Below are 12,767 nucleotides of genomic sequence, written 5' to 3' on the forward strand. Positions count from 1 at the left end.
AAGGTCTAAGGTTATGGGGGTTCACCCCATAACAGAGCTTAATTCAGTTTTGCTTTCACGAATAGGGATCTGTCAGCATCCAAGGGGATGGTGGCGTCATATCCGACTTTCCAGGTGGTTTTTCCATGGGAGCTGGGGTCCAATGAGGATCCTGCTGCTCCGGGGATCTTCAGGATCCTGTCAGCCTGCATCCTGGTCGCGACAGCCCATTCGACCTCGCGGTCGTTGAATATGTCAATGTCGTCATCCACGATGATGACGCTCTTCATGGACGGATGTCCTGTGAATGCGGCCATTATGGCATTCACTCCGTCCCCTTCCTTGTTCTTCTTTATCGAGACCACACCGTTAAGCCAGCAGCATCCCCCTTCGGTAAGGCGGACGTTCTTGACCCTGGGGACAGCCTGTCTGACAGTCTTAAGGATCATCGGTTCCCTCGGGAGTCCCATGAGCATGAAGTGTTCGTATCCTCCTGGAAGAAGGAGGTGGAATATAGGGTCCTTGCAGCTCCAGATCTTGTCAATCTCTATGACCGGTTGCTGCCTTTCGAAGTCATAGGTTCCCGTGATATCGACGAAAGGCCCTTCTTTCGTCTCTTCTAATGTGATCCTGCCCTCGAATACATAATCCGTGTCGGCGGGAACTACGATGTTATTGTCGCATCTTCCCGTTTTGAGGGCGGTTCCGTGGCCTTTCATGTACATGGCCGATGCGACCTCCAGTTCATCAGCTCCGAAGTCCATCGATGTGGCTGCAGCCAACAATACCTCTGCTTGTGCACCGACACAGATGGATATCTTCAGTTCCTCACCTTTCTCCTTGGCCATGTTGTAAAGTGTGAAGAGATGCCTGGGAACGAGCCTTACGGCTATGTGCTTCCCATCCATGATCATCATCCTGTGGAATGAGACATTCCTCTTACCCTCGTATTCTGCAACTATGACTCCCGAGGTGATGTAGCGCCCGCCGTCTTCGGGGAAGTACTTTGGGATGGGAAGCTTCATGAGGTCCACATCCAGAGAGCATTGGCGAAATGCAGGATCATCAACGATCTGATACGGTTGAGGGGATCCGATTGCTTCTAAGAGGTGCTTGACGATTTCTTCTTTCGGGATGTTGAGTGCCTTGGCGATCTTCTCCCTTGTGGAGAAAATGTTCCCCGCAGCCTTCTTTCCGTTGAGATTCTCGAAAAGGACGGTTTTGTCCTGATCTTTCATGAGTTCAGAAGATATCTCATTCGATTCGGGTTCTACAGGATTCTTGATTGTTGTGATCTCGCCGAAGAGCGAATCATTGACCGACATAAGCCGGGTAATGTGTTGATAAAATAATAAGGTAGAGTCCGTCCTTCGTCGAAGGACGGGCATTGGCGTGGGCAACGCCCACAATCAATCTTTGAGTTTTGTTTTGTATTCGTCCTGTTGAGCCTTGAGCTCCTCGATCTTCTTTCTGGATACGAGAATGACCTGATAGTATTCTTTGATGACGGCCTCATCGTATTCTTTACCCTCATCGAAGAATTCAACCATCTTCTTTCCTATATCTCTGATAGCGTCTCTGATCTTGGATTCTTCCTTGCTGATTTCTACTTCGGCCTTCCCACCGTCATAGACGACGCCGAGCTTTTCATCTGCTTCTTTGAAACCCTCTTTGATGCTGTTCATCAATCCCATTTTGAAGCCTCCTCTGCGAATACAGTATGTCAGGGGGCCTATTAAAAATGATGAAAGCAGTTGGATGTATCCTCCATTAAATACTAGGAAGGAAATTCTTTCCTCATGTCTAATTTCGAAGATCTGTTGAAGGAATTCGTATCGATTGATACCGCGGACCGCGGAGGATTCTTTTTGGCAAAGGTACAGACAATGGATGGGTACAGCAGGGCCTTCCCCATGATTTGGGAACTCGTTGAGACCTTCATGTGCAAAGTAGCGATTCTCGATGGTAAGCTGGACATCAGCGAATATGCCGTCATTCAGGGGCTTGCAATTCACCGCCGCGGATCGCCATTTGACCCCGAAGAGTTCACTCAGAGGCTCGGACAGTTCGCCAAGGAAGGGGCAGACACCAAGATCGCAGAGGTCGCTTTCGCTATGCTTCCCGAGTACGTCAGGGACGATATCGTCATGATGTTGATCTGCTTTGCAAGTGTTGACGCAGTCGTTTCCAAGAACGAATCCGAGTGGATTTCCACCCTTTGTTCCTGACCTTATCAGGCCCCTTTGGGGCCTCCTTTTCTTTTACTCGCGCACGAGCGCCAATATAACCTCATAAATACTGCTTACAGATTCGGAAAACCCATGTCCGATGAGATCGAGCAGACGATCAGGAAATTTGCACTGCAGAATGCGGTGTTCTTCAAGGGTACGGCCAATCCGAAAGCAGTTGTTGGAAAGATTCTGGGCAGCTGTCCGGAACTTAGATCGAAGGCAGGGGAGATCACACCTTTGGCCAACAAGATTGTGGAAGAGGTCAATGCAATGGGCCTCGAAGCACAGACCAAAGCTCTGGAAGAGATAGATTCCTCGTTGCTCGTCAAAGAGAAGAAGGAGAGGAAGTACGAGCTCCCTGACCTTCAGAATGTCAATGGAAAGGTCGTAATGCGTATCGCACCCGGACCATCCGGGCCTTTGCACATCGGTCACACCCGCGTATCCATCCTCAACGACGAGTATGTCAAGAGATACGGCGGAGATCTCATCCTGAGATTCGAGGATACCAATCCTGAGAAGATCGATCCAGATGCATATGATATGATCCCGGAGGATCTGGATTGGCTCGGTGTCAAGTGTAACAAGCAGTACATACAGTCGGACAGGTTCCAGATGTACTATGATTACACCAGGAAGCTTCTCGAGATGGGCCATGCATACGTCTGCACATGCAATGGCGACGACTGGAGGAAGATGAAGGAGAATAAGCAGAAATGCCCCTGTCATGACCTGCCGGTCGAGACTCAGTTGGACAGATATGATAAGTTCCTCGCGGGAGACTATCAGGACGGGGAGGCAGTGGTTGTCGTAAAGACGGATATCTGCCACCCTAACCCCGCAGTCAGGGATTTCGTCGCCCTCAGATTGGTTAGGACGCCCCATCCCAGGACAGGAGAGAAGTATATCGCATACCCTATGATGAACCTCTCTGTTGCGATCGATGACCATGAGATGGGAATGACGCATGTAATAAGGGGAAAGGATCACCTGAACAATACATTCAGGCAGGAGTACATCTTCGATTATTTCGGATGGAAGAAACCGGAGTACTATCATTACGGTCTGGTGAACATCCCCGATACCGTTCTGAAGACTTCCATAATAAAACAGAGCATCAAGGACGGGGAGTACACTGGATGGGATGATGTCAGGACCGGGACCGTTAGGGCTATGAAGAGACGCGGAATCAGGCCCGAGGCCATCAGAAGATATTGGGTCGAGTCAGGTATCAAACCAGTGGATATCGAGTTCTCCTGGCAGAATCTCTACGGAATGAACAGGGATATCATCGATACCGATGCAAACAGGTACTTCTATGTGGAGAACCCCGTGTCTTACGACATCGACGGTGTCGATATCATCGAAGGTGCGGCTCCTAAGCATCCCGATCATCCCGAAAGAGGCGAAAGGAAGTTCAAATTGGATGCACCAAGGACAGTCTTCCTAGCACAGGCTGATTCCGAAATGTTCGAGAAAGACAAGAAGATCAGGCTCAAGGACCTCTGTAACATCGAATATGGCAAACCGGCGAAGTATATCGGAAATGACGTATCGATCCTGAAGACAGGAGTACGTGCTGTTCAGTGGGTGGCATCGGACGGCCTTGAGGCAACTCTGGTCATGCCCGATGGATCAGTTCAGACCGGTAAGATCGAGCCCGATATATCTGCTGAAAACAACGACATGGTCCAGTTGGAGAGAATAGGGTTCGTTAGGATCGAGAAGAAGGATCCCAAATCCGTCTCCATGATCTTCTCTCACCGTTGATTAAAACAATTCTTTCGGGGGATTTCCCCCGTCCTCTATATTGAAAAAGCTATCAGTTGCTCGGGGAATTCCTGATTTAACCAGAGGTATTCAAGACACATCAACGAAGACTGAAGACGCAAGATCGTAGCTGAGGGCGACCATGTTGTCACCGATCTTGATGACCCTGTCGCCGCCATCCATCAGTATGGATTCGATCTTGACCTCTCTTCCAGGAACGAATCCGATGGAATTCAGTCTGCGGATGTCCTCGCTGTTTTCTGATTTGAGATACGAGATGGTTCCGGTTTTGTTCTTGGCCATCTTGTTGAGCTGCACGATGTTGGTAGTTCCCTGACTGTAACGCTTGCAGGGATCTGTACAGTACTGGCAGTCCTCATCTACAGGGTTGCCAACCATGTTGCAGATCCTGATGCTGGTGTCATCGGATATGGTGTGCTCTATCTTGTGGGCCTCTTCATGAGCATCCTGATGCTCCATTCCCAGACAGTTCACCAGAAGATGCTCGATGACATGGTGCTTCTTACGCAGCTGACGTGCTATTGCCATACCCTCGTCGGATAGCCTGATTCCTCTGTATCTCTCATAGACCACAAGTCCTTCCGAGGCCAATGTCTTGGTCATCTCGGTTACGCTGGCAGGAGATACACCCATGAACTCCGCTAGTTCGGTTGTTTTCACATTCTTGTTCCCATCGCTGAGCCTGAGAATGCTGATGAGGTAGTCTTCACGGCTATCTGAAGTCATTGTTTCTGTATCTCAGTTTGCGTATAAATAAACCCCATCACAATAGGTTGCCAATGTTCAGGATATAACTGGGGTCCAGTATCTCTTTTACCCTTCTAAGTTCATCTACCGCCTTTTGGCCATAGCGGTCCTTGATGCGGGAGTTGTTCAGTTTACCTGATTCTTCGGTCGTCCTGTCCTTCACTTCGTTGGACAGGTAGATATCCGCTTCAACAATGACTCCGAATATTCCCTCGGAACCTATGAAGAGGTCCATGAGGTCCATGTCCGATGATATGTGGGGTCCGAAGTTCGAATCCGAATCGTATGAAGGGATGTCAAAGGCGAAGAAGTTTCTTCCTGCAGGGAATGTCATTCTTCTGCCATAGGCCCTGTATTCGTTGCGTTCGAATGTCAGGAATGTGCTGTCCGAGAACACTATCTTCATCCTTCTGACGAACGGCCTTATGTCGGAACGGTTCACAGCGATGCATCCACCGACCGAATTCTCAGGTTCGGCCTTGACAGGGAATCTCAACCCTTCCAGAGCAACATTGCATCCATCGATGCCTTCAACGCGACCGCTGGCGATGGCATTGTTGATGAAGGAGACCGATGTGCAGGGAAGAACTCTAAGGTAGACGCCTTTGTCATCTGTTCCGGCCCCAATTATGCCGGAAAGGTGTTCCATAGACATGACATCGCCGCCGCAAGGGACCGATCCGCCTTGGGAACACATCCTAGTTCCCGAGATCGTCAGTTTGGTGTTCCCCTTGCTGGAGTATCTTATCCCCTCGCGGAGTTCGGTCTCATCGTTGGGCAGTATGACATTCTTCGCATGACCTTTGAGCGTGGATCTGTCGCAGAGGTATTTGGAGTCATTAGGTATCCGCTCTCTTAGGAACATTCAATCACCCCTGATGCGCGGGATCATGGCCGCGATGACGGATTGTTCTGTCAGAGACTTGCGGTCAATCAGGCCATTGCTGAGAAGGCCTATGGCACCTTGTTTCTTCCCTATCTCTGTGTTCCCGTATACCTGCTTGACTGCATCTCCGACTGTCATTCCTTCCCTGACGAGTTTCGCAATGCTGTCCGGGTATCTGAAACCCGATCCATGGCCGTATGTCATCCTTCCATCCTTGGTGATTATGGTGCAGTGCTGGATGTCGTAGAGCCCGTCAAGCATCTCGAAGACTCCCGCTTCGATGCCTACGCCCATGTCGTGGTTACCGAGTGCGGCCTTTGCTCTGTTGACTGAACCTTGATGAGTCTGGTCTCCGAACGGCTGGGGAGGAACTCCGCTGGGTACATCTATGCCCGTGATCCTCACCTCTCCGTATATTCTTTCCATGACGGATCTTACTGCGGCGATTTTGACTGGATTGGCAGAGCCTACAGCAATATCAATGACATCCTTTTTGCCTGAGCGGCTGTAGCGGCCTTCCAGAATTGATGAGGCGCTGATCTTGTCGCCTTCTTCAGAAATAATCAGAGGCACTACGGATAGAATCAACGGTTCAATGCCGCGGGATATCCTCTCTTCATTGACCTTCTCCCCGTTTGAAACCGATTCTTCTGAGACGACCAGGATATCCGCCTTGTCCATAATCTCCCTAGGGCCATAGATATCGTCTATCTCGAATATCGAATAGTTGTTTCTGGGGTAGAGGAACTGCTCCAATTCCTTTTTCCTGATGTCATAGCTGACGGCGATGCTCCTGTTCTGAGAGGCCATGCGATCGGATGTGAGTCCGATCAAAACGCTGTCTCCGACCTCGAAGGCCCTCAGCAGCAGTGCTTTGTGTCCGTCATGGAGTATGTTGAACGTTCCTGCTACGGCTGAGATCATTTCCATCCGAACCAAAGTGCTACAACAACGATGGCGACCAGGATGACCTCGAGGATAAGATACTTGCGCAGTTTTCCTTTGACCTCGTCCCTGGAGGTGCTCATGCATTGTTCGCTGCAGAACTTCCCTTCGCCTACGAACGCCCTGCCGCATGCCTCGCAATGTCTGTGCTGTGGAATCTTCTCTGTGTATTCTGCCATTGTATCCCTCATGCCGACCTGCGGTCGACCTCATTCTGTACTATTATCATGCAATGATCTGCATGCAGACTGTAAGGCCCTATACAGATCTTGTCCGGTGAATATGATTGCAGGATGGATTCTTCCTCTTCGGTCGGATCTTGGTTGTCTCCCAGAACGAATATGGGGTTCTCGGGGAACTCGTAATCCCTGCAGTCTACACCATCTTCTTTCAGATAGACAAAGGAACCTACTTTGGAGAGTCTTTCTAACACATCCGCGAAAGACATCCTGGTGTTGTAAACTCCGGGCGACGATCTTATCTCTTCTCCGGGCTGGACCTTCTTCAGGAGTGCGTTCCTTATCAGGGATGCTGTGCTCCTCTCATCGGGGTTGAGGTATCTGAGCTCGGATCCCCTGAAGATGACCGTCTTCGGAGCGTCGTCTCCCCCCTCCATAACGAGGTATATCTCCACATCTTTGCGGAGGTCATGGCTGAGGAAGAATGCCGAGTTCACACATCTTACCAGTATGTCCAGCCTTCCGGCGCCTCCGGCAATATCGTCGAGTTTGAAATCCCCGGTAGTTACTGCTTTATGACCGGTGATGACGAAATATCTCATTCGGATCCCTGGAGGTCCTTAAGGGCGTCCATGTCGATGCCGCCCATCTGTTTCATCAGCTGTTTGCGCATCTTACGGTCCTTTCCGACGGACGACATCATCTTCTTGCTGTTGGTGTACTGCTTCAGCAGTTCCTTCACATCATGTGACGATACTCCTGCACCAGCGGCTATCCTGTCGATACGCTTGGACTTGATGATGGAGGGCTCCTCCTTTTCCTCGGGAGTCATGGAATCCATGATGACTTTGAATACGGACAGTTTCTTCTGGGTGGCCTCATAGTCAAGCTGATCGCTGACTGCGCTCATTCCAGGCAGGAGGCTCATCAGTTTCTCTAATGTGCCCATCTTGCTCATGGCGGTCATCTGGTAGTACATGTCGTTGAGTGTGAAACGTCCCGACATCATGTTGCGGGCTACCTGCTCCATGGCCTCCTCATCGTCAATCTCCTGGGATGCGAGCTCCATGAGTGCTGAGAGGTCTCCCATTCCCAACAGTCTTGAGATGAATCTCTTTGCGTCGAACGCCTCAAGGTCGCGGATGTGCTCTCCGGTTCCGAGGAACACGATCCTGGCATTTGTCTTCTGGATGGCGGAGATTGCTCCTCCTCCCTTCGAGGTACCGTCCATCTTTGTCAGAATGACGCCCGTGACCCCCACAGCGTTATGGAACGCTTCTGCCTGAGGTCCTGCCTGCTGCCCTACCTGGGAATCGAGTACGAGGATCCTCTCTTCGGGATTAGCAACCTTGGCGATACGCCTGATCTCATCTATAAGGTCGTCTTCCAGCGCGTGACGTCCTGATGTATCGATGATCACGATCTGTTTGTTCTTGAAGTGCTCTTTACCTCTCTGGACTATGCCTGCCGCATCAGTCTCTCCAGGCTCTCCATAGACATCGACGCCTACTTTCTCTCCCAGTTGTTTCAGCTGGTCAAGTGCTGCGGGTCTGTAGACATCTGCTCCGATCAATCCGACGGAGAATCCTTTCTTCATGAAGTAGAATGCGAGTTTACCTGTGGTCGTGGTCTTTCCTTGACCATACAGACCTACCATCATTATGGTCTGAGGAGTGAGTTTCAATCCCTCTCCATTGTTGACGAGTCTTACCAGTTCCTCGTAGATGATCTTGGAGACGTGGTCTTTCATGCTCCTTCCCGCTTCGGGAGGCTCATTGACGGCACGTTCTTTTACATTGTTCGTGACCTCAAGTACCAATTTGACATTGACATCAGCTTCGAGAAGTGCGCGCTGAAGGTCTTTGCACAGATCCTTCACCAGTTCCTCGTCTATCACGGATGCCTTTCCGATACGTCCCAGAACGTTCCTGAGGGATTTCCCTAATCCTTCCATGACCATGGTTAACGAGCGGTCTATACGCGCACGCGTAAAAAAGTCTATGGTATGTTTTTCAGTGAAATTAGAAGATGAAGGTTGGGGGACCGGTCAGCAATAAGAAGGGATGGGATGCACTCTACAGCCTGACCGAATCCCTGTAATACTCCTATTATCGCTGACAATATATAACCCTTATGCCAAAAATTAAGCTAAAACATTTACTAATTATAGTTTAAGCTTAAAGATGACAAATGATAGTTAAAAAATCAATATCATTGTTGAATTGTCGCATCCAGGATAGCTCTGTAATTCGAATCAAGAATAATGGTTTGATTGTAGAATAGAATAGATGAATTGCCGCCTTTCGGCGGCTTTTTGATAGTTTTAGGAACAGTTCACGGAAGGAGTCCGGCGCTTCTAAGCTCTTCGGCAAGGTTGTCCACTGCCCTTCCGGCTTCCTCGATCTTCTTTGCACCTGCAATGACGATCTTTCCGGATCCGAACAGAAGGATAACGACCTTGGGATCGTTGATCCTGTACACGAGACCAGGGAACTGCTCGGGCTCATATTCGACCTTCTCGAGTCCGAGTGTAATTGCGGTGGTGTTCAGATTGACCTCGTTTCCCAGATCTGCAGAGGAGACCATGTTCTGAATCTCGGTCTTAGGGTTGTCGTAGACATCCTGTCCGATTGCCTTCAGGTCGGTAAGGACCTTGTTGACGGATGCTTCGAGCATCTGAAGGTCGGTGGAACCGGTGAAGACGGCCTTTCCAGACCTGAACAGAAGTACTGATGTCTTGGGTTCCTTTACCCTGTAGACAAGTCCGGGGAATGTGTGGGGGTCGTATTTCGAATCGGTTAGACCCTCCATAATCTTGTTCAGATCGAATCCGTCGGAAAGTTGTGTTGATGCTACTATGTTCTGTACGTGAAGGTCCCACATGATTCTACGGGATTTATAAGCAGTATTTAAATGCTATCGCTTTTTTGGTTTTATATTGCATCCAATATGTTATTTTTGATCAGGGAATCAGCGTCTCTGTCTGCTAAAATTTTTGTGGGGCCTACCAGAAGACCTTTTGGGGCGTCTTTCGTATCCATCGTCCTCGAATATAGAATCGAAAGTGGCGATGTCTCCTTTCTCCTCATAGTGTCTGCGGACGAATTCTTTGACATCATCATCTCCGCAAACCTTTTTGAGCCACTTGACGGATGGGATCTCGGGGTCGCCTTCCATCTCGAAGTACAGTTCGGCGGCCTCTCTGTCAGCACCGATGTCATGAAGCGTATAGATCATCTTCTTTGAGCGGTAGAAATCATCTGTCGATTTATCCACCAGGGCCTGTCTGCAGAACTCCATTCCCTTGTCATAATGGTCCTTCAGCCAGTCGATCTCCTTTCCTACGCTCTGTTTGCCCAGCTCCTTTCCCACTTCTAGAATCTTATCAGGATCCCCGCCGCAGTATTGGTCAAGATAATACATGTCATCCAGTCCTGCCTGGTAGACTATGATGAGGTTGGGCAGATCGTTGTTCTTGAGATGGATTCCAGCAAGGCATTTCCTCACATCGTTCCTGAACATCTTTCCAGAAAGTTCGTCGATGGCCTCTGGGCAACCGGCCCGTGCAGCGTTCATCATGACGGACATGTATTCTTCTTTCTTTATCTCAAGATTCTTAGCCTTCAGATACATCCCGAACGGATCGTCCTGTATCTTGAACTCGCCCTGTCTGGAGATTATGAGATCCTTATACTGGGGGTTTTTCGCTCTCAGCCATTCGATCTGGTTGCCTTCAGCCCTTGCGGCCAGGAATTCGCTGAAGAATGCCGCCTCGGGTACCTTCTTGGAATTCTGCTTCAGTTCCTGAACAGCCCTTGCATCGCCGTTCATCGCGCGTGTGAACATGACGTATATTGACTGTTTCAGTCTGATGCTCTCCTCAATCCTGTCGAGATGGGCTGCCGCTGATTCTGAATCCTTCTTTCTTTTGAGCAGGTCCAAGCCTTTCATGATTTTCTTTTCGTCATCAGAATATCTGGATGCGAAAACATCTATTATCGGGTCCTCGGCTTCGATCTCTTCCAGGCAGATCTTGCGGTAGATTGCGTGGGTGTTCTGTTTGGAGAACTCATTATCGAAGAATGTGCGGTCATAGGATCCGTCCCTGCGTATGCAAAGATAGTCGAATTCGATCAGGGCATCCTCCGAACACTGTGGACCAATCCTTGTCCTGAGAGATGGGGATTCAGCCTTTCCTATACCTTTCAGGATGCGGTCGGCATTGTTCTCGCAGCCTTCACTCATCATGACGGATCCGTGAAGGAACATGATCATTGCAAGATCATCATTGCCGTTAACTTGGCAGTCTATTCCCCTGTAGAGAAGTCTGGATGCATCTTGTGGAAGCAGGAGTTTCCTTGGTTCAGGATTCTCTTCGCGGCGGGATTCCTCTCTTTTGTGGAAATCTCTCCTTCCGTCGGTTCTCCTGTTTTTGAAATCCTTGTCCCTGCGTGGGCGTTCTCCCAATTCCTTCTTCCCTCTGCGGAATCCGTCCTCTTTCTTCCTGTCACCGGACCCGTGATGATCCTTACGGTCTCCGAAGTCCTTTCTGGGCTTTCCCTTGAAATCCTTTCTGTCACCGTATGGCTTGCGGCCCTTCGGGCCGTCTTTCTTATATGGCCTGTCACCATTCTTGTGCGAATCGTGCTTGGGACCGTCTCTGCGTTCCTTCTTCTCATAAGCCATATCGATTTCCTCCCTGCCACAGCGGATGCCGCTGAATAATAATGAGGGTAAAGCCATATTTGACGTTTTACATCCAGATTTGGTAATAGGTTATTTACGCATCGATGTGTGTTGCATGTCCATGGGCTTTTTCTCAAGGAATAAGGAAGAGAAGGAACAGGTCGAACTGCCCCAAGGCGGCAGCGAGCTGTATACCGATCGCAGGTTCAACACATATTGGCTGCTAGGATTCAGTCCGTTCGAGGATTTCACGCCTGAACAGATACAATCTGCCATGGATGCTGAGATGAAGAAGCTAAACCGTGTCCTCAGGACACAGCCGATAGAGATGGTGAGAGTCAAGACTCAGAAGAAGCTCGACAAGTTGCAAGATATCTATGGGAAGCAGGACATCATCGAGAAGGAGAGGGACGACGCTATCTTGATGTTCAACGAGGATATGCTGAGGTACAACAACGAGCTGAGCACTGATATGGAGAAGATAGATTCCGCCATTGTCAGGTCAGGGTGGAGGGGTGATGGGATCAATCCACTGTCGGTCAAAGGATTCCCTCAGTGCAGTCACTGCGGATACATGAACCGCAGGGTAAAGAAATGCATCCATTGCGGTTCGAAGCTATGATCAGCGTCTCAGGAATCCGAATCTGGACTTCTTAACGTTGCCGTTCTTGTCGAACTTTTCCCTCATGAGACGGTCGTAGTTCTGTTTGACCTTGTAGTCGCCAGGTTTCAATCCCATCAGTATCTCCAACTCCTGTTTGGCCTTCTCGTAGTCCTTGATGTCATTGAGAAGAAGTGCCGAATAGTTCTGATGGTATTCGTATCTGTTCGGGTTGATCGCGATGGCCTTCTCATAGTATTCGGCGGCTTTGGGGAAGTCCACCATCTGATTCCTGAGGAATCTAGCATATGTGTTGTACATATCCGACGAAGGGTCGAGTTCGAGAAGTCTTTGGAATTTCTCATTGGTGACTTTGTTGTTCTTCTTATCCTCGGCAAGTATTGATATCTGGGCTTTCAGAGCATCAATGTAATCGGGATCCAGATCTAGGATGACATCAAGCTGCATCATCCCGTACTCCTTGTTTTTGAGGCCGTAGATGATGTGCTGCGCCAACTGAAGTCTGACCTTGCAGTTGTGGGGATCGGTCTTCAGATGTTCTTCTAAAGTATCTACTGCGCCCTGGATGTTACCGCTGTCATACTGTCTTTTCGCTTTGCTGCAGGCATCGTAAGCTGGATCCGAACTCATCGAATGGTGAAATCCCTCACTAGGTAAAATGTCTTATGTTCGTTGATTCTACGGCATCGCATGGGATTCAT

The 12,767-nt window shown here is 49.4% G+C and carries 14 protein-coding genes; 3 read left to right on the plus strand and 11 right to left on the minus strand.

All coding sequences use genetic code 11. The features are described from left to right. Positions 1 to 38 precede the first annotated feature (38 nt). Together E7Z62_02625 and E7Z62_02630 are read right to left on the minus strand one after the other, a co-directional pair. On the minus strand, positions 39 to 1,304 hold the full coding sequence (locus tag E7Z62_02625; GenBank protein ID MBE6522009.1) for a UbiD family decarboxylase: 1,266 nt from the start codon (positions 1,302 to 1,304) through the stop codon (positions 39 to 41). Positions 1,305 to 1,388: 84 nt separating this feature from the next. After that, the gene (locus E7Z62_02630; protein ID MBE6522010.1) at positions 1,389 to 1,673 is read right to left on the minus strand and encodes a hypothetical protein; all 285 of its coding nucleotides are present in this window, start codon (positions 1,671 to 1,673) and stop codon (positions 1,389 to 1,391) included. Positions 1,674 to 1,778: 105 nt separating this feature from the next. On the opposite strand from E7Z62_02630, the gene E7Z62_02635 reads away from it, so the two are divergent. Then, on the plus strand, positions 1,779 to 2,207 hold the full coding sequence (locus tag E7Z62_02635) for a TerB family tellurite resistance protein (protein MBE6522011.1): 429 nt from the start codon (positions 1,779 to 1,781) through the stop codon (positions 2,205 to 2,207). A 93-nt stretch (positions 2,208 to 2,300) separates the two neighbouring features. Then, on the plus strand, positions 2,301 to 3,980 hold the full coding sequence (locus tag E7Z62_02640) for a glutamate--tRNA ligase (protein ID MBE6522012.1): 1,680 nt from the start codon (positions 2,301 to 2,303) through the stop codon (positions 3,978 to 3,980). A gap of 90 nt (positions 3,981 to 4,070) precedes the next feature. Here the strand turns inward: E7Z62_02640 and E7Z62_02645 are convergent, their stop codons facing one another. The 8 genes from E7Z62_02645 to E7Z62_02680 all read right to left on the minus strand — a co-directional run bounded on the left by E7Z62_02645 (position 4,071) and on the right by E7Z62_02680 (position 11,444). Beyond that, the gene (locus tag E7Z62_02645; GenBank protein ID MBE6522013.1) at positions 4,071 to 4,727 is read right to left on the minus strand and encodes a metal-dependent transcriptional regulator; all 657 of its coding nucleotides are present in this window, start codon (positions 4,725 to 4,727) and stop codon (positions 4,071 to 4,073) included. A 37-nt stretch (positions 4,728 to 4,764) separates the two neighbouring features. After that, entirely contained in the window at positions 4,765 to 5,613 is an 849-nt protein-coding gene (locus E7Z62_02650) for an FAD-binding oxidoreductase (GenBank protein MBE6522014.1), read from the minus strand. Continuing rightward, the gene (gene yjjX, locus E7Z62_02655) at positions 5,614 to 6,666 is read right to left on the minus strand and encodes an inosine/xanthosine triphosphatase (protein ID MBE6522015.1); all 1,053 of its coding nucleotides are present in this window, start codon (positions 6,664 to 6,666) and stop codon (positions 5,614 to 5,616) included. After that, positions 6,555 to 6,758 (minus strand): DUF2116 family Zn-ribbon domain-containing protein, encoded by a 204-nt coding sequence (locus E7Z62_02660; protein ID MBE6522016.1) that lies wholly within the window; start codon positions 6,756 to 6,758, stop codon positions 6,555 to 6,557. The genes yjjX and E7Z62_02660 overlap by 112 nt, the downstream gene beginning before the upstream one ends. An 8-nt stretch (positions 6,759 to 6,766) precedes the next feature. Beyond that, positions 6,767 to 7,360 (minus strand): tRNA (pseudouridine(54)-N(1))-methyltransferase TrmY, encoded by a 594-nt coding sequence (gene trmY, locus E7Z62_02665; GenBank protein ID MBE6522017.1) that lies wholly within the window; start codon positions 7,358 to 7,360, stop codon positions 6,767 to 6,769. Continuing rightward, positions 7,357 to 8,718, minus strand: a complete 1,362-nt coding sequence (locus tag E7Z62_02670; GenBank protein MBE6522018.1) for a signal recognition particle protein — start codon at positions 8,716 to 8,718, stop codon at positions 7,357 to 7,359. Before E7Z62_02670 ends, trmY begins: the two co-directional genes overlap by 4 nt. Positions 8,719 to 9,092: 374 nt before the next feature. Continuing rightward, positions 9,093 to 9,641, minus strand: coding sequence for a TATA-box-binding protein (locus tag E7Z62_02675; protein ID MBE6522019.1), 549 nt, complete (start codon positions 9,639 to 9,641; stop codon positions 9,093 to 9,095). A gap of 87 nt (positions 9,642 to 9,728) precedes the next feature. Further along, the gene (locus E7Z62_02680; protein MBE6522020.1) at positions 9,729 to 11,444 is read right to left on the minus strand and encodes a hypothetical protein; all 1,716 of its coding nucleotides are present in this window, start codon (positions 11,442 to 11,444) and stop codon (positions 9,729 to 9,731) included. 121 nt (positions 11,445 to 11,565) lie between these two features. On the opposite strand from E7Z62_02680, the gene E7Z62_02685 reads away from it, so the two are divergent. Then, positions 11,566 to 12,066, plus strand: coding sequence for a hypothetical protein (locus E7Z62_02685; protein ID MBE6522021.1), 501 nt, complete (start codon positions 11,566 to 11,568; stop codon positions 12,064 to 12,066). Here E7Z62_02685 and E7Z62_02690 read toward each other — a convergent pair whose 3' ends face one another. Continuing rightward, positions 12,067 to 12,696 carry a hypothetical protein gene (locus tag E7Z62_02690; protein ID MBE6522022.1) on the minus strand — a complete coding sequence of 210 codons (630 nt, stop codon included), beginning with the start codon at positions 12,694 to 12,696 and terminating at the stop codon, positions 12,067 to 12,069. Positions 12,697 to 12,767: the final 71 nt, after the last annotated feature.

The sequence above is a fragment of the Thermoplasmata archaeon genome (assembly GCA_015063285.1).
GTDB lineage: Archaea > Thermoplasmatota > Thermoplasmata > Methanomassiliicoccales > Methanomethylophilaceae > Methanoprimaticola.

Excerpts from the sequence above, each read along its gene's own strand:
- E7Z62_02670 (MBE6522018.1), bottom strand. The coding sequence starts at position 8,718 with ATGGTCATGGAAGGATTAGGGAAATCCCTCAGGAACGTTCTGGGACGT.
- E7Z62_02675 (MBE6522019.1), bottom strand. The coding sequence starts at position 9,641 with ATGTGGGACCTTCACGTACAGAACATAGTAGCATCAACACAACTTTCC.
- E7Z62_02660 (MBE6522016.1), bottom strand. The coding sequence starts at position 6,758 with ATGGCAGAATACACAGAGAAGATTCCACAGCACAGACATTGCGAGGCA.
- E7Z62_02630 (MBE6522010.1), bottom strand. The coding sequence starts at position 1,673 with ATGGGATTGATGAACAGCATCAAAGAGGGTTTCAAAGAAGCAGATGAA.
- E7Z62_02680 (MBE6522020.1), bottom strand. The coding sequence starts at position 11,444 with ATGGCTTATGAGAAGAAGGAACGCAGAGACGGTCCCAAGCACGATTCG.
- E7Z62_02625 (MBE6522009.1), bottom strand. The coding sequence starts at position 1,304 with ATGTCGGTCAATGATTCGCTCTTCGGCGAGATCACAACAATCAAGAAT.
- E7Z62_02640 (MBE6522012.1), top strand. The coding sequence starts at position 2,301 with ATGTCCGATGAGATCGAGCAGACGATCAGGAAATTTGCACTGCAGAAT.
- E7Z62_02685 (MBE6522021.1), top strand. The coding sequence starts at position 11,566 with ATGGGCTTTTTCTCAAGGAATAAGGAAGAGAAGGAACAGGTCGAACTG.
- E7Z62_02650 (MBE6522014.1), bottom strand. The coding sequence starts at position 5,613 with ATGTTCCTAAGAGAGCGGATACCTAATGACTCCAAATACCTCTGCGAC.
- E7Z62_02690 (MBE6522022.1), bottom strand. The coding sequence starts at position 12,696 with ATGAGTTCGGATCCAGCTTACGATGCCTGCAGCAAAGCGAAAAGACAG.
- trmY (MBE6522017.1), bottom strand. The coding sequence starts at position 7,360 with ATGAGATATTTCGTCATCACCGGTCATAAAGCAGTAACTACCGGGGAT.
- E7Z62_02645 (MBE6522013.1), bottom strand. The coding sequence starts at position 4,727 with ATGACTTCAGATAGCCGTGAAGACTACCTCATCAGCATTCTCAGGCTC.
- yjjX (MBE6522015.1), bottom strand. The coding sequence starts at position 6,666 with ATGCATGAGCACCTCCAGGGACGAGGTCAAAGGAAAACTGCGCAAGTA.
- E7Z62_02635 (MBE6522011.1), top strand. The coding sequence starts at position 1,779 with ATGTCTAATTTCGAAGATCTGTTGAAGGAATTCGTATCGATTGATACC.